Source organism: Meridianimarinicoccus aquatilis, from assembly GCF_004358675.1.
Taxonomy (GTDB): domain Bacteria; phylum Pseudomonadota; class Alphaproteobacteria; order Rhodobacterales; family Rhodobacteraceae; genus Meridianimarinicoccus; species Meridianimarinicoccus aquatilis.
On sequence record NZ_SMZO01000008.1, the window covers coordinates 57,085 to 72,974 of the forward strand.

Genomic DNA, 15,890 nt, shown 5'->3' on the forward strand with positions numbered 1-15,890 from the left:
TCAGCAAGACCCGCGCTATGACTGAATGCATCATCGAAGCTGGCACCATCTTGTGTGGTCGCGGCGCATCGGGCGAAGCTGAATTGCGACATGACGCCAGTATCCACGTCAAAGACGGAGTGATCGCGCAGATCGGCCCACAGGCCTGCCTCACAAAAGGCAAAGGGTCCCTGCCCCGGTTCGGCGGCAGCAACATGATCGCCATTCCCGGTTTGGTGAACAGCCACCACCATTTCGGAATTACGCCCTTGATGGGCGGCATTCCTTTCGCGCCACTCGAACTTTGGCTGCCTCGCTTTCGTGCAATGCGCCAGATCGGGCCGCGACTGGACACGCTGTATTCCGCGATTGAAATGCTCGAAAGCGGCACGACCACTGTGCATCACATCCATTCCGGGTTGGTAGGTGGGCACGAACAATGGATGGACACGACCGATACGGTCTTGGGCGCTTATGGCGACATTGGGATGCGCGCCGGGTACTCGTTCATGATGCGGGACCAGAATGTGTTCGGCTATGGGCCAGACGCAGATTTGCTTGCACGACTGGAAGGGCCGCTGCGTGACTGGGTGATCGAACACCTGTCCGCCAGCAAGACTCCACCCCAAGACTACATGGCTTTCTTTCGCGAGATGCGGACAAGGTGGCACCAGCGCGAGCCAAACCGGGTCAGGATGAACCTTGCCCCGGCAAACTTGCACTGGTGCAGCGATGACAGCCTGCAGATGATGTTCGAAACAGCGCGGGATGTCGGTGCAAACCTTCATATGCACTTGGTAGAAACTGAAAGGCAGGCCCATTTCGCACAAGAGAAATTCGGGTGTTCGGCAGTGGAACATTTGCGTCGGTTGGGCTGTTTGGGTCCTGACCTCACCATTGGCCATGGCAATTGGACCAGCGCCCGCGATCTGGAGATTTTGGCCGATTGCGCGTGTTCTGTCTGTCACAACGCAAGTTCGGGTTTGCGCCTTGGCAGCGGCATTGCGCCGGTCAATGCAATGGTTGCCCAAGGCATTCCCGTGGCTTTGGGCATCGATCAATCGAATATCTTTGACGATCGCGACATGACTGCCGAAATGAAGCTTGTTTGGGCGCTCCATCGTGACACTGGACTGTTCAATGACCGTCTTAGTGCCGCACAAATCCTTCAATCAGCAACTGAGCATGGGGCCGCAAGCGTCGGATACAAAGGCGAAACTGGCCGTCTTGAACCGGGAATGAAGGCAGATATCGTGTTGATTGACAAAGCCAAGATGGAACGGCCTTTTGTAGATCCACGCACGCCTGTGGCCGATACCCTGCTGCATCGACTTACGAAATCGGCGATAAAACAAGTGTTCGTTGAGGGCGATATGGTCGTTGACGACGGCAAGGTGACCAAGATCAATCGCGCGGCGGTCATGGCGGAAATCCATGACGCGCTATCTGCACCAGAAACACCGCGAGAGGCGCATGCCCGCGCAATGGTCGACGCTCTTGTGCCCCATCTTGAACAAGATCTTCGCCGTGCTGGTCACGATGCCCGGCATCGCCCCTATCGTTTCAATGCACAGCCAACGGAATAGGACCATTGATGCGCACGTCTCTCGACAGGACTGACACGGACATTGAGCAATCTCAGGCAGCCCTTTTTCGGTCTCTTCCCTATTTCCAGCTTCAAGTGTGCGGGGCCGTTTCACGATGAGTGGACAAACAAAAGTCATCAGTCCGCATCCGTTGGCAACCCAGGCTGGGCAAACCGTTCTGGCCGCAGGCGGAACGGCCGCCGATGCTGCGGTGGCGGTAAATGCCGTTCTTGCCGTCGTTTATCCACATTTCTGCGGATTTGGCGGGGATGCCGTTTGGATGCTGGCGGATCACAGCGGGAACGCGGCGTGTTTGATGGGAATTGGCCAAGCAATTGAGGCCGCGCCAATTGGCGAGGCAATTCCTACCCGTGGCCCCGGATCCGTTTTGACGACTGCCGCTGCGGTCGACAGTTGGGAGCATGCACTGCGGCATTGGCCAAGCCCAATCGGTCTGGACGACTTGCTCGGCCCGGCGATCACGCTTGCCGAAACCGGATTTTCCGTGTCTGCATCGCAAGCCCATTGGCAGAGTTTCCGGGCGGGGCAAACGGCAGAATGGACAGGATTTGATGCGCTATTTCGGCCCGGCGGGACCGACCCGAACGCAGGCGATACGTTCACGAACCCGCACTTGGCCGAAAGCCTGAAATGTTTGACCAACGATGGGTTGCGCAGTTTCTATGACGGTCGCTTGGCGCATCAGATCATCGATGGTTTAAACGCGGCTGGCGTACCCATGTCGCTGGCCGATCTTGCCGCCACCCGAACGCGGGACGAAATGCCGCTCAGGCATGACTATCGCGGGATGACATTGCTGGCCCCGCCCCCTCCAACGCAGGGGATAACGACATTGCAAATCATGGGGATTTTGGAAAACTTCGACCTTTCAAGCCTTCAAGAAGGCAGCGATGAACATCTGCACCTTGTTGTCGAAGCCGTCAAACGGGCGTTTCAAGATCGCGAGGCGCTTTCCGATCCGGATTTTTGCGACCCACAGATCGCGCACAAGCTGAATGATACCTATCTTGCCGCACGTGCCCTGGAAATCGGCCCCGAGGCCATGCCGTGGCCGGATCGCTTTCGGCCGGCAGATACCGTTTACTTTGCGGTTGTCGACGCGGAAGGCCGCTGTGCAAGCGTGCTGCAAAGCACATATTTTGACTGGGGAAGCGGGGTCGTGGCAGGGCAAACCGGAATTTTGTGGCAAAATCGCGGTGCTGCTTTTCAATCGGACCCGGAACATCCAAACGCGATCCGCCCCGGCAAACGCCCCTTTTATACGCTCAACCCCGGCATCGCTTTGGAAGGTGGCAAACCAAGCCTTCTTTACGGCACTCAAGGTGCCGATGGGCAGCCTCAGACTTTGGCGATGATCTTGACGCGTTTGATTGATTATCAACGAACCGCGAGCGAGGCTCTTGATGGTGGCCGGTTCCTGTTGGGCCGTACATTTTCTGACAGCAATGACACCCTGAAATTGGAATCCCACTTGGGGAACGACGTGATCGCATCGCTGGCCAATCGGGGGCACGACGTGGCTACAATTCCCGCCCACAGCCCGCTCGCCGGACAAGCCGGGGTGATCCGGATCATGTCGGACGGAAGCATCGACGGCGCGCACGACCCCCGGGGCGGTTAGACCACGACTGCACCGATACCAGTGCATAGATGATGTAATCGACGCAGCGAACCCAGTTCTGGCAGGTAGTCTTCGGACGGTGAAAACGTCCGACGGGTCGCGACAAGGTGGGTCGTAGTCTCGACGACATCTGTGCGTGGTACGCCGGTCAGCCCTTTTGTGCGCTGGCTCTGTCGGTCAAACGCAGCATTGATTTCGAAGAATTGTTATCGTTATCATCAACACCACGCAAATGTAGTACAATGTCTGACGCAGCGTGGTAGCTATCTGATGCTCGCGGCCTGCACCTATCCCTAAGTTGAAAGACCGATCATGAAAGTTGTCGTCGCCCACGCCGCAAAGGACCTGCGTATTGAAACACGTGAGGTCCCGGAGTTGGGGGCCGGTCAGGTCTTGGTAAAAATGGCCGCCGGCGGCATTTGCGGATCTGACTTGCACTATTACAATCACGGCGGCTTCGGCACCGTTCGGTTGAAAGAGCCCATGATCCTTGGCCACGAGGTTTCAGGCCATGTCGAAGCCGTCGGGGACGGAGTGGCCAAGCCGCAGATCGGGACGTTGGTCGCAGTTTCCCCGTCTCGCCCGTGTGGCGCCTGCGAATATTGTGCCGAAGGGCTACAAAACCATTGCATGAACATGCGATTTTATGGGTCTGCAATGCCCTTTCCCCATATTCAGGGTGCGTTCCGGGAATATGTCGTAGCCGACGCTGCACAATGTGCGGATGCTGGCAATCTGACATCTGGCGAGGCCGCGATGGCAGAACCATTGTCCGTGGTCCTGCACGCCGCAAAGCAAGCGGGCGATCTGATGGGAAAGCGCGTTCTTGTAACCGGGTGCGGACCAATCGGGTTGCTTGCGGTTCTGGTCGCCCGAGCTGCTGGCGCGGTGCATATCGTCGCCACAGATATCACCGAGTTCACACTCTCAACGGCACGCGCAATTGGTGCAGATGAAGCGCTTAACACCGCCGAGCACCCCCAAGCGCTTGAGCCATATTCAGCCGGAAAGGGGTTTTTTGACGTTCTTTTCGAATGCACAGGCGTCGCGCAAGCACTTGCCGGCGCAATACCGGCGCTGCGTCCCGGCGCAACCATTGCACAACTGGGTCTCGGCGGCGATATGACCTTGCCCGTGCAAGCCATGACGGCCAAGGAATTGCAATTCAAAGGGTCTTTCCGTTTCCATTCAGAGTTCTTCACAGCGGTTGAGATGATGCGGAGTGGCCGGATTGATGTGACACCCTTGATCACTCACCGCTTTACCGTTGACGAAGCCGAAGCGGCTTTCGCCATGGCGGGGGACCGGACGCAAGCCATCAAAGTGAATTTGACCTTTTAGCCCTGAACACACACCCCGCCACTAGGAAACTTCCATCATGAGCGAAGACAGTCAAACGACCTTGGCCCGCGGCCAACAGCGCGGGTCGCACGGACGGCAACAAGACGAAGGCGTTTTGGTGATCCGCACGATCGCCATGCCAGCGGATACCAACCCATCAGGCGACATTTTTGGCGGCTGGTTGATGTCTCAGATGGATCTCGCGGCGGGGAACATGGCTGGCCGTGTATCGCAGGGGCGCGGTGCCACGGTGTCTGTAGAAGCGATGCAGTTCCTGCGCCCGGTCAAGGTCGGGGATGAGGTCACTCTATATGCAACCTTGCGCAACGTTGGCCGGACATCGATGCGCATTCACGTCGATGCCTGGGCCCGGCCAAGGTATTCGGAAAAGGCCGAGAAAGTGACCGACGCAGATTTCGTCTTTGTAGCGTTGGATGAGAACGGCGCGGCGCGGCCCGTCTTTGAGGGAACGTAACCGCCCCGCCTGTCACGGACGGGGGATCGCCGAGCAGGCCGGGCTTGCGAGGGATCGCTGGGCCTTTACCCGCGCCCCATAGGGCTATCCTTTGAACGGCTCCACCGTGTCGGCTGACAAAGCGTATCCAATATCGGCAAGTTGGGTTGAGGTAGACGCGGCACCAAAAACGCCGGTGACCTGCACTGCTTCGAAAAGACCGACGCTTTCATAAGGTTTATCGGTCGTCACCAGAACCAACTGGTTGGCGGGCGGCGGCGGAACATGCACACATGCCCCGACATAGGGCACAAGAATGAATGCAACGACCCCGGTACCGCGATAGTCAATCGGCACAATATAACCGGGAATGCGCACGACCTTTCCGTTCCAATCTGTCCGAACCTGCGCAGATGTCGGCTGCTGGCTGGACAAAGGCGCGTTGTCATGCTGCACGATCCCGCGCAAAATTTCGGGAACGGAGCTGTTGTCTTGAGGAAGAAGATCTTCCCAATCCAGATCAATGACCTCCTCAGCGAACCCAAGTGTGGGCACCAGAGTGGATGTGACAAGGCCGCCCAAGACGGACCTCCGATGCAGTTTCACAGCTACCATACGTAGACTTCCATTTCGTCTGCAGTGAGGGAGTAGCCCGTCTGGCCCAGTTCGGTGGATTGCAGTTGCGTGCGCAGCGTTCCTGTGACCCAAACCGGGTCCCAAAGCTCGTCACCTGGCCACGGCGTGCGCGCTTTGACCATAACCAGTTGATTGGCCGGCGGCGGCGGCGTGTGAATACAGGCCCCAACATAGGGCACGAGCATAAAGTCCGTGACGCCCTTTGCTGAAATATCGAACGGGATGATGAAGCCCGGCATCCTGATATAGGCGCCGTCCAAAGAGTCATTCAGCTTGGTTGCGTTGGCGTCATAGATCGGGTTCCAGGTATCGTTGATTTCATCCAACTCGCCTTCGCCGATGATCTCGGAATACGCAACGCCTTGCGGAATAAGATCGTCCCACGTGATTTCCGTTGCCGGTTGCGCCAACACCACCTTGGGCGTGGCGGCGGCAGCCGACAAAAGCATCAACGCGGATCTACGGTTAAGCATCACAATCCCTATCTTGGGCCCCAAACTTGGGCACTACGTTCGGACCATCATACCATCAGCGAGCGACATTCTATAGGCCCGCACAGCCGGGACAATGCTCACAATTGCGCCAGCGGCCACAACGGCAAGTACAACCCAGACTTCGCGCAGCGTCGGCGCGTCGATTGGCAGCCACAATCCAAATGCTGCGTCAATCACAGGTTGCGCAACCAAAAGCCCGACATAGAGCATCGCCATTCCCAATACCGCACCAACGGCGGCCATCAGCATCGCCTCCAGCACCAACATACTGAAAATCAACGTCGGCCGCGCCCCCATGGCCCGAAAAATTGCCATCTCACGGCGACGCTCGTTCAGACTGGAGAAAACCGTTGCCATCATCCCGATCAGCGCCGTTACAACGACCATCGCGGACACGGCAAAAAGCGCTGTTTCAGCGATGCCTACAATGGCCCACAACTCTTGCAAAGCAACGCCGGGCAAAACAGCAAGCAATGGTTCCTGAGGATATTCATTGATGGCGCGTTGCAGCGCAAATGTCTGCAGCGGGCTTTTCACGCCAACAAGGGCCGCCGTAATTGACTTTGGCGTTAGATCCATCGCCCGAATGACATCAACCGGCGTCGACTGCCCCGGAGCCCGCGCGCCGCTTTGCCAATCGACATGGATAGCTTCGATCGCTTCCATACTGACAATGACAGTCCGATCCACCGGCGTGCCTGTCTTTTCCAGAATACCGGAAATGCGAAAGGGCTGGTCCTTGTGCTCGGTGAAAGATGCAAGACCATGGGCAACGATAATTGGATCTCCAACGCTGTAGCCCAGCGTTTCGGCCACATCTGCTCCGACCACCGTATCAAAAAGATCGTCAAAGATCGCCCCTTGCGACAAATCCAGAGACCGACCTTGCCTATATTTGTAGTGTTCAAAGAAGCCTTGTGTCGTTCCCATGACCCGAAATTGTCGGTGACTATCGCCCAGCGAAATCGGAACGATCCAATCGACAGACGGACGCGCAGCGATGTCACTATAGCTTTCCCATGTGACATTGTTCGTCGCGTTGCCGATCCTGAAAACGGAATAGAGCAACAACTGCACCGAGCCTGAGCGTGCGCCAACGATAAGATCTGTTCCAGAGATCGTGTCAGCAAAGCTTGCTTTTGCCCCTGTCCTGACCTTTTCAACACCCAGAAAAAGCGCGACCGACAAGGCGATGGCAAGGATGGTCATGCCAACCGTCAGCGCCCGTGCAAAAAGCGACGCAATGGCAAGGCGAAAGATCATGCGGCGCTCCGTTCCATCTTGGCGATGTCTTCCAATCGCACAACGCGGTCGAACCGGTCCCCCAATCGAGGATCGTGGCTTACCATAACAAGCGATGTTCCATGTTCCGACGCTTGCGTAAAAAGCAGGTCCAGGAAGGACGCTTGGCTGTTCGCGTCCAGCGCTGATGTCGGCTCGTCAGCCACAATAAGCGGAGGTTGCCCAATCAAGGCGCGGGCCACCGCCACGCGCTGTTGTTGCCCCACGCTCAACGAGGTGGCTTTTTCGTTCAAGACCCCATCGGGCAACCCGAGTGCGGAGCACAACTCGGTCGCCACCGCACGGGCATCCCCGACCCGCTTCCGCCGCGCAGGAGCAAAGCGCAGTGGCAGCAGGATATTATCTGCCACTGTGCCGAAGGGGAGTAAGTTGAACTGCTGAAAGATCACACCGATCTGTTCTGCTCTGAACTTGTCGCGCTGGCCCCCTGAAAGGGTGACGATATCGGTTCCTGCAATTTGCACATGCCCCGACATCGGAAGCACTGTGCCGCAGATCAGCGAGAGCAGAGTGGACTTGCCAGATCCGCTTTCGCCAAGCAGCAAGACGGTCTCGCCTGAGCCGACCGAAAAGTCAGGCACGGACAGCCCAAACCTGGTCCTTCCATGCCATTGAAAGGCGACATCCGTAAGCTTCAGGACCGCCTGCCCCACGTCAGTTCAGGCTTCGCAAATCTAGAGTAGGCGCATCACGCTCGACCTCAAACGCCTCGGCGCCCGAGTTAGTGACGACTTGAACCACGACTTCGCGCGCATTTTCGAACTTGTCAAAATACGCAAAGGTGATGTCCGTCAGCTCTTCTGGCGCGTCACAGGTCAGGGTGTATTCGGCGTGAAATTCAGCATGCCCGGCATCGCCAGCGTGATCATGCTCTTCGTGCTCGCCAGAATGCTCGTGATCTTCATGTGCGTGATCTTCGTGCTCGTCGGTGTGATGTTCATCCTCGTGCGCGTGATCGTCATGGTCGTCAGAATGCTCTGTGTCGTGGTCATGCTCTTTTTCGTGGTCATGCTCATCATGATCTTCGTGCCCGGCTTCGGACATATGTTCATCATGATCGTCATGGTCTTTCTCTTCGTGTTCCAGTTCTGCGCTGGCTTGAACAACTGAACATCCAGCCGCTGGTGGAACAACGAACAAGTCCAGTGGAGTCTCAAGCAATGACAGCGCTGACTCCACCGCAGCGTGATCAGACTCGCTTTCGGGGGCGTACTCGAAGCCGACGATATCGGCCCCAGGCGCGTGAAACTCCATCCCAACGGTATTACCGTCGATCGCGATGTTCAGTGCCCCAACCCCGTGCTCATGGGCCGATAGTTGGCGGGTCTCTTCGGCAAGCACTGGGCTAGCGGCCACAAGGGCGATCAGGGAAAGTGTCTGTTTCATAAGGCATCCAATCTCATTGAACATAGAAAGGTCAAGCGGGGCTGACGTGACAGGCTATCGGGACAAGACGGCGACCGTTTTCCTGCCCTCTGTGTGCAGAACAATCTCGTCTTGGCCTTTATGGTTTGTTATATAATATCATAACAGTTCGCAAGCAGTCGCCTTAGGCGGAGAGCATAGCTCCTGATGCGAGCCCTTCGAGGTTTTAAGTGGCATGTGGCGGGCACTTACACCGCATAGGGCAGCGCTGCTTGCACAGCAGTTCCGCGCCGGTGCTGTGTGACGCTGCCGCGTGCCCGGAAAAAAGCACGCAGCAGCTTCATTAAATAGCCTTCAAACGAAACGGTTTACAATGTTTTCAAGCACTTCCTGACGGCCCGAAACAGGCTCTGGCTTGATATCGTCCGCTTCGAATTGCGCCGCGATCGTCGCCAAATCGCTGGTCAGCATCTTTTGTGCCTTTGGTGTGTCCCACCCTGCATAGCGGGCCCGGCGCGCGTCTTCCAGACTGCCATCCTCAAGCATTGCAGCCGCAGCTTTCAGCCCGCGCGCACATGTATCCATCGCCCCTGCATGGGCTGCGATCAAATCCACTGCATCCAATGATTGACGGCGAAGCTTGGCGTCAAAATTGGTGCCACCACTGGTGAACCCGCCACCCTTGAGAATTTCATAATAGGCCAAGGCCACTTCTGGCACATTGTTCGGGAATTGATCCGTGTCCCACCCTGATTGATAATCGTTGCGGTTCATGTCGATCGAACCAAAAATACCCAAGGCATTCGCGGTCGCAATTTCATGCTCGAAACTGTGCCCTGCAAGGATCGCATGGCCCTGCTCAATGTTGACCTGCACCTCTTTCTCAAGTCCGAACCGCTTGAGATTGCCGTACACCGTGGCGACGTCGTAGTCGTATTGGTGTTTTGTCGGTTCTTGCGGTTTCGGTTCGATCAGGATTGCACCTTTGAAGCCGATCTTATGCTTGTAGTCGACCACCATAGCCAGCATGCGGCCCATTTGCTCCAACTCTCGGCTCAGGTCCGTGTTGAGCAATGTTTCATACCCCTCGCGCCCGCCCCACAAGACATAGTTCTCGCCGCCCAAACGGTGCGTCGCATCCATGCAGGTCTTGATTGTCGCTGCCGACCACGCGAACACGTCCGGGTCAGGATTGGTCGCCGCGCCCGACATGAAACGCCGGTGCGAAAACAGGTTGGCCGTACCCCAAAGCAATTTGGTTTTGGATGTTTCCATCTTGGCTTCGAAGATATCGATGATCTCTTCAAAGTTGCGAAGGCTTTCGACAAAGGTCGCGCCTTCGGGGCGGATATCCGCATCGTGAAAGCAGAAGTAAGGCACTTGCAGCAAGTCGAACATTTCAAACGCAACATCCGCCTTCAGGCGAGCAGCTTCCATCGACTCGCCAAACCAAGGCCGGTCAAAGGTCTGTCCGCCGAACGGGTCACCACCCGGCCACGCAAAGCTGTGCCAATACGCAACCGCAAAGCGCAAGTGATCCTCTAGGCGTTTGCCCATAACCACTTCGTCAGGGTTGTAGTGCTGAAACGCCAACCCATCAGAACCGGGATTATACGCAAGCCGGTCAATCCCTTTGAAAAAATCGCTCATGTGTCTTCTCTTTCTCTTTCAGTGCGCGCCAGAGGGAGCGGCGGCAGGTTCTCCCGAACAAAAATAGCTGGGACTATGGGGTCGGTTACGGGCAATGCGCGGCGGTCGGCCAAGCGGCGCAGACCTTCGACAACACGCATCATTTCATCTTCTGGTCGCTGGTCGATAACGATGTCGATCAAGCCATTTTCAAGTGCACGGCGGCTATGCGGGGCCAATTCGTGCAGAATTGCGACGGGGCGCCGCCGACATTCAGGAAGTCGTTCCAGAACGCGGATCAAACCCGCGTTCCCTGCCCCAGCGCTGTAGATCGCGGTTACGTCCCTATCATCTTCCAACACTTGAGCGACGCGGGCTTCCACCAGATCATGCTGGTCGTATCCTTCGATCACCGGCGCAATGTCGTGCTGACTTTCCAACACCTCGCTCATGCCCGAAATCCGGTCGGCGTGGTCGCGCGCCGACAGCGCCCCAACAATGGGAACAACGCGCCCACGGCTGGAACTGTGCGCAAGGGCGATCAAACGCCCAGCGGTGCGACCCGCAACCTTATTATCGATCCCGACATACGCGTTTCGGTCCGCGCCAGGCACATCCGACACCAAAGTCATGACCGGAATTTTCGCCTTGCGAAGTTTCTCGATGGCCTCAACCACAGTGGCATCTTCACTTCCGACAAGAGCGACGCCATCCACTTTGTCGTTTGCAAGGCGATCCAGCGCAGCGCGCAACGACGAAGGATGAAAGGCTTTTACCTCAATCACCTCCAAAGCGACGCGTTCGGCCTGAAGTTGCTCCATTGCTGCCAGAAACAGATTGCGCATCCTCGTAAAAAACGCGTTCGATCCAACCGGCAACACGATTGCAAAGCGATAAAACCGGCGTTGTGCCAGATTTGCAGCGTCAACGTTGCGGACATATCCTAGCTCATCAATCGCCGCCCGCACACGACTGGCAGACTTCTCAGCCACCCTGCCACGTGCGTTTACCACCCGGTCCGCGGTCGCGTAGCTTACGCCAGCGTGCCGTGCCACGTCCGACAAAGTTGGCACCTTCAATTTCATGACTTTCCTCCGCGAGAGCGTCATAACCTGTGAAAATGATAGACGTCAATCATTTCTCGCATGCCGGCGATGCTGATGATCCCCAACCACAGTCCCGCTGTAGTTTACGCCGGAGAATTCGGCTCACGTCGCGGCGAGTAACCGCTTGGTGCAGAGACGAAAAAAGCAATTTGTCGTCACTGGCGCACATCCTCAACCGTCACTGCGCCAATTTGATCACCCTGTGCGGCGACTGTTGTGACACCGCTGTCTGGCGCCCGCTCTCAGATAGAAGCATACTTGAATATGTGAATAGGATTCGGACTGCGACCATAGAAGTCGCGCTTGAACAACAGGGAGGACAGATATGCGTATTTTGACAATCGCTTTGATGATTTCGGCAGGTGCGGCACACGCCGAGCCCGTCGGCATCACACCAGACCTTATGGCCGTCGAAGTTGAAACCAGCAGCGGAAGCGTTTCGATTTCTCGGGTGCAGGATAATGACGCCATCATCGAAGGCGATTTTGCCCGCATAGCGCGCCCCTGCCCCAATTTTTGCGTTCAGCCAATGATCCCAGCCGAGGGTGTAACACCGGTCGGCGAATTGGAAGTGCTCGCGTTTTTGAACGATCCGAATGTCGTCGTTGTGGACGGCCGCGTAACGACTGACTTCGTGAAAGGCGCTATTCCCGGCGCAATAAATGTTCCGTATTTCGAAGCGGCGGATCGGCTTGGAGAATTCGGGTGCGAAATTGATTTCGACGGATGGATTTGCGACGGCGAAGACGTTAAGTCGGTGGCGCTCTATTGCAATGGCCCTTGGTGCGGCCAATCGCCAACGGCGGCGCGCCGGATGATCGAAGCCGGTTTTCCCGCCTCGAAAATCAGCTACTACCGCGCTGGAATGCAAGGCTGGCAGATGCTGGGTCTCACCATTACCGAGCCCGCCGAGTAAAGACGGAAAGGTCACTGCCTATCCCTTGGAAAGCGCTTTGCGGGGGTAGGCAGCGTTCTGTCAACACCGCGAGACGGCTTAAACCTCTCGCTCAGAAGGTCTCAGACTTTTGTTGGCCAGCAAACGACGCGTCATCGTGCGCATGACCGACAAGCCGAAACTTGGGTCTTCGAACTGCAACATCATGAAACGCTTTTCGTCGAGTTCATAAACGTGGGTTTCCTCGATACAACGGGCTGTCGCCGTTCGTTTCGCAGCATCTGTGAAAAAGGCAATCTCGCCAAAGATGTCACCGGGCGCCATTTCCACTTGAAATTCAGGGATCAAAACACGGCCAGATGCCACATAGTAGAGTTGATCAACACGATCGCCACGTTCGAAAATAACTGTTCCCGCCTCGAAGCGGCGTGATTTTCCATAGGTTTTCATAACCGAAAAATCGGGATGACCATCGGCAATGTGGTGCGCCTTGCCGCGCGCCAAACGACCCCTGAGAGTAAGGATTTGCCACAATCTGTAGGCGTTGATCGGCAACAGGATCAACTCCATCGCCAAAAGCGGCCATAACTGAAGGACCAGCGCATAAATGACGAAACAAAGTGACGACACGATCGCCAAAACACGCAATGGGATCATCGTATTCATGGAGTAGGTGGCCACGGTCAAAATTGACGCAAGCCAACCAAGGGCCTCTACCCATTCCACCAACGTCAGCTGACCCATACCGCCTTTTCTCCCACTTTTTTCTCGATTTGTAGACGGTATTGGTCGGCCTGCACACTCCAAGCCGCGTGTTGTATAATTTCCAATTCGGGGCGGCCATGGACGTTCCCCAAACACGTCGCTCCGTCGGATTTTGTAAGACCAGTGCCGAAGGCAGAACGCCTTTCATCACCGCGCGGCGCACACGGGCCTCGGCGAGGAGTCGGTTGCCTCCTCGCGACAAGGGCGTGCCCCTTTGGCGGCCACATCCGGCACGCAAATCAATATCTCAGTCTTTTGCCGCAGATGTTGTTATGCTTGCTTTCCGAATGCTTGGTCCAGAAGCGACAAGTCATCATGGATAGCTTGACACAACTGCGATATTCTTTCGCTGCTCAACTCTGTAATACCGCCTTCAATTTCTTTGGCCGCGTCGGAAATTCGCGGAAAGCCCAGCGACCCGGAGGACCCTTTTAAAGAGTGCGCGCTTTGGGCGACCAAGGCAGCGTTCTGGTTATTCTGGTGGGCCAGAATTTCGCCAAGAAGCCGACGAGAATCCGAAATAAACTCCTCAACAATAGCCAGCAAATCGGCTTTGGGCATGGCATCCAGCAGCTGCTTGGCAACATCCGCGGACATCATATCTATCACATCAGCCTTGGCAGGACTGGGGGCCTCAACGCCACGTGTTGAGGGCGTTTCGGATTGGTGGAGTTCCAGAACTTCGGATATGCCAGCCTCTAGATCGTCGTAACTTATCGGTTTGCTCAGAACCCGCGCAACGCCGACGCCTTTACTTTCTTGGTGAATTGCCTCCATCACATGGGCCGTCAAAAGCACGATCGGCGGAATATCTTCGGCTGGATACAATTCTCTCAAGGTGCGAATAGCTTCAAGCCCGTCCATCTCGGGCATCGCGACATCCATTAACAAAAGGTCGAACGTGTTCGGGGCGAACTTGCGAACTGCAACGGCACCGTTCTCAGCCAGTTCAACTTCGGCTTTCATGCGTTTTAGAAACGTCAGAATGAGTTTTTGGTTGATCGGATTATCTTCGGCCAGAAGAATGCGCACCCCGGCAACCGATCTGCGATCGGCTTTTGATAGATCTGATTTCCCGGTGGTTTTCGAAGGGACACTTTCAATCACTTCGACTGGAATTTCGAACCAGAACGTGGACCCCTCCTCGAGCACACTATCGACTCCGATGGTGCCATTGATCCCCTCGATGATCTGTTTACTGATCGCAAGACCCAAGCCGGTGCCTTGGGCTGCGGCGGTCAACCTGTTCTGAATTTGGGAGAAATCCTTGAACAGGGTTTCTTCCAGTTCGGGACTGATCCCAATCCCATGGTCTTCAAGCTCAACCCGAAGCAATGCGCCCTTTTCGTGCCGTGTTGAAAACGCCCTCACCTCGATCGGGCCGTCGGTGGAGTAGCGAACAGCGTTGCTTACAAGGTTTGAAATGACTTGCCGAATACGAGTCGCATCCCCGAGAAAGAGCTTTGGGACAGAGCTTGATATGCTCTCCCGAATTCGGCTTTCACCACTACCCAAATTGCCGCCAGCCAGACCAACAACGCTAGAAATCAGTGCCCTGATATCGACTTTTTCGTTCTCAAACTGAAACGCCCCTGCTTCCATCTTTGAAAAGTCGAGCACGTCGTTCACGATGCGCTTCAGCGCTTGTCCAGATGTTTTGGCGTACTCAAGGTATTCCCGTGTTTCAGGGTTCGTTTCATCCCCATAAACAAGGTCGATCATGCCCAGAAGCCCGCCCAATGGCGTGCGGATCTCATGGCTCATTGTCGCCAGAAAACGTGACCGTGTCGCAGCGGCTGCCTCGGCTTTTTGCAGCGCGCGGCGCATATCAGCCGTACGCTCAAGCACTGCCTTTTCAAGTTCTTCGGAATAGGCATTCAGCTTTTCGTTCGCCAAATAAAGCGCGCGGCTCTTCTCTTCCAGCAGGCGTTCGGCTTCTTGCCGTGCCGCTTTCTCTCGCTCGAAGCGCCGACGCGACACCTGATCTTCGTTTGCTGTGGACAAGACCCGGAACCTTACTGTTCGTTAAGCTTGATATTGAACATCGTGCTGTTCTTGTTTCCGGGCTTTACAGTCGGGTCAATATCAATGCTGCCGCTCTCGCCAAACCGGTCGACGCATGCTTCGATCAATCCGTGGCAAAATTCGACCAATGGGCGCGGCGATGAATAGAGCAACTCAAGTTCGGTGTCATTCACCCGCCGGGCATCAAACCGTGGCAATTCCGCGTCCGGGTATAACTTGCGAACTTCCACATGGATTTCGCCATCCACGGCTTCCAGCATTTCCAAGGAACCTTCTTTGCCTTCGAAGAAACCGCCGTAGTGCTGTGCGAAAAACTCCATCATCCAGTGCCCGAACTTTCGCTGAAGCACTTCCGGGCTCAATCCGGAATGATCGCTGAACGCCTGAACGATTTTCACTAGTTCTTCGCAAGGGTAGTTGCCGACAGTCGTATAGGCACCACCATTTTCAAGATCCGCCTTGTCGAGGACGTTATCCACCACATCCTCGCCGAAGGCGCTTTCGGCCATGCTCAGCAATTCTACAAATACCACGCCTTTCATGGCCCACCCCACTCTTGCTTTACCGCTTACGCCCCGAAGACCGTGGTTGAAGCCGCTCTTCCATACAACCACGGACAATTACATCATATGCGAATGCTAATTGAATTGCATCTTGGTGTCACGCATCCA

General features: G+C 55.9%; 15 protein-coding genes. 5 read left to right on the forward strand and 10 right to left on the reverse strand.

Going from position 1 to position 15,890, the window contains the following annotated elements; all coding sequences use genetic code 11:
* Window positions 1–17 precede the first annotated feature (17 nt).
* The 4 genes from E2L05_RS05225 to E2L05_RS05240 all read left to right on the forward strand — a co-directional run bounded on the left by E2L05_RS05225 (window position 18) and on the right by E2L05_RS05240 (window position 5,023).
* Entirely contained in the window at window positions 18–1,565 is a 1,548-nt protein-coding gene (locus tag E2L05_RS05225) for an amidohydrolase family protein (RefSeq protein ID WP_133341843.1), read from the forward strand.
* Window positions 1,566–1,680: 115 nt separating this feature from the next.
* Complete coding sequence (locus E2L05_RS05230) at window positions 1,681–3,207, forward strand: gamma-glutamyltransferase family protein (RefSeq protein WP_133341844.1); 1,527 nt, start codon at window positions 1,681–1,683, stop codon at window positions 3,205–3,207.
* A gap of 312 nt (window positions 3,208–3,519) precedes the next feature.
* A complete protein-coding gene (locus tag E2L05_RS05235; RefSeq protein ID WP_133341845.1) occupies window positions 3,520–4,548 on the forward strand; it encodes an L-idonate 5-dehydrogenase in 1,029 nt (342 codons plus the stop codon).
* A gap of 37 nt (window positions 4,549–4,585) precedes the next feature.
* The gene (locus E2L05_RS05240) at window positions 4,586–5,023 is read left to right on the forward strand and encodes an acyl-CoA thioesterase (RefSeq protein ID WP_133341846.1); all 438 of its coding nucleotides are present in this window, start codon (window positions 4,586–4,588) and stop codon (window positions 5,021–5,023) included.
* Window positions 5,024–5,107: 84 nt separating this feature from the next.
* Here the strand turns inward: E2L05_RS05240 and E2L05_RS05245 are convergent, their stop codons facing one another.
* The 7 genes from E2L05_RS05245 to E2L05_RS05275 all read right to left on the reverse strand — a co-directional run bounded on the left by E2L05_RS05245 (window position 5,108) and on the right by E2L05_RS05275 (window position 11,513).
* The gene (locus tag E2L05_RS05245) at window positions 5,108–5,584 is read right to left on the reverse strand and encodes a DUF3299 domain-containing protein (protein ID WP_243721878.1); all 477 of its coding nucleotides are present in this window, start codon (window positions 5,582–5,584) and stop codon (window positions 5,108–5,110) included.
* Window positions 5,585–5,610: 26 nt separating this feature from the next.
* The gene (locus E2L05_RS05250) at window positions 5,611–6,111 is read right to left on the reverse strand and encodes a DUF3299 domain-containing protein (RefSeq protein ID WP_133341848.1); all 501 of its coding nucleotides are present in this window, start codon (window positions 6,109–6,111) and stop codon (window positions 5,611–5,613) included.
* 33 nt (window positions 6,112–6,144) lie between these two features.
* On the reverse strand, window positions 6,145–7,395 hold the full coding sequence (locus E2L05_RS05255; RefSeq protein WP_133341849.1) for an ABC transporter permease: 1,251 nt from the start codon (window positions 7,393–7,395) through the stop codon (window positions 6,145–6,147).
* Window positions 7,392–8,087: an ABC transporter ATP-binding protein gene (locus E2L05_RS05260; protein ID WP_133341850.1), complete on the reverse strand. Its 696-nt coding sequence runs from the start codon at window positions 8,085–8,087 to the stop codon at window positions 7,392–7,394. The genes E2L05_RS05255 and E2L05_RS05260 overlap by 4 nt, the downstream gene beginning before the upstream one ends.
* A gap of 1 nt (window position 8,088) precedes the next feature.
* The gene (gene zrgA / locus E2L05_RS05265) at window positions 8,089–8,820 is read right to left on the reverse strand and encodes a zinc uptake protein ZrgA (RefSeq protein WP_133341851.1); all 732 of its coding nucleotides are present in this window, start codon (window positions 8,818–8,820) and stop codon (window positions 8,089–8,091) included.
* A gap of 333 nt (window positions 8,821–9,153) precedes the next feature.
* Window positions 9,154–10,449, reverse strand: a complete 1,296-nt coding sequence (gene xylA / locus E2L05_RS05270; RefSeq protein WP_133341852.1) for a xylose isomerase — start codon at window positions 10,447–10,449, stop codon at window positions 9,154–9,156.
* A complete protein-coding gene (locus E2L05_RS05275; RefSeq protein ID WP_243721879.1) occupies window positions 10,446–11,513 on the reverse strand; it encodes a LacI family DNA-binding transcriptional regulator in 1,068 nt (355 codons plus the stop codon). Before E2L05_RS05275 ends, xylA begins: the two co-directional genes overlap by 4 nt.
* Window positions 11,514–11,859: 346 nt before the next feature.
* On the opposite strand from E2L05_RS05275, the gene E2L05_RS05280 reads away from it, so the two are divergent.
* Entirely contained in the window at window positions 11,860–12,450 is a 591-nt protein-coding gene (locus E2L05_RS05280) for a rhodanese-like domain-containing protein (RefSeq protein WP_133341853.1), read from the forward strand.
* Between the two features lie 78 nt (window positions 12,451–12,528).
* Here the strand turns inward: E2L05_RS05280 and E2L05_RS05285 are convergent, their stop codons facing one another.
* From E2L05_RS05285 to E2L05_RS05295, 3 genes are all read right to left on the reverse strand, one after another.
* On the reverse strand, window positions 12,529–13,173 hold the full coding sequence (locus E2L05_RS05285; RefSeq protein ID WP_133341854.1) for a cyclic nucleotide-binding domain-containing protein: 645 nt from the start codon (window positions 13,171–13,173) through the stop codon (window positions 12,529–12,531).
* Window positions 13,174–13,464: 291 nt separating this feature from the next.
* The gene (locus tag E2L05_RS05290) at window positions 13,465–15,198 is read right to left on the reverse strand and encodes an ATP-binding protein (protein WP_133341855.1); all 1,734 of its coding nucleotides are present in this window, start codon (window positions 15,196–15,198) and stop codon (window positions 13,465–13,467) included.
* Window positions 15,199–15,209: 11 nt separating this feature from the next.
* Window positions 15,210–15,761: a heme NO-binding domain-containing protein gene (locus E2L05_RS05295; protein ID WP_133341856.1), complete on the reverse strand. Its 552-nt coding sequence runs from the start codon at window positions 15,759–15,761 to the stop codon at window positions 15,210–15,212.
* Between the last annotated feature and the right edge of the window lie 129 nt (window positions 15,762–15,890).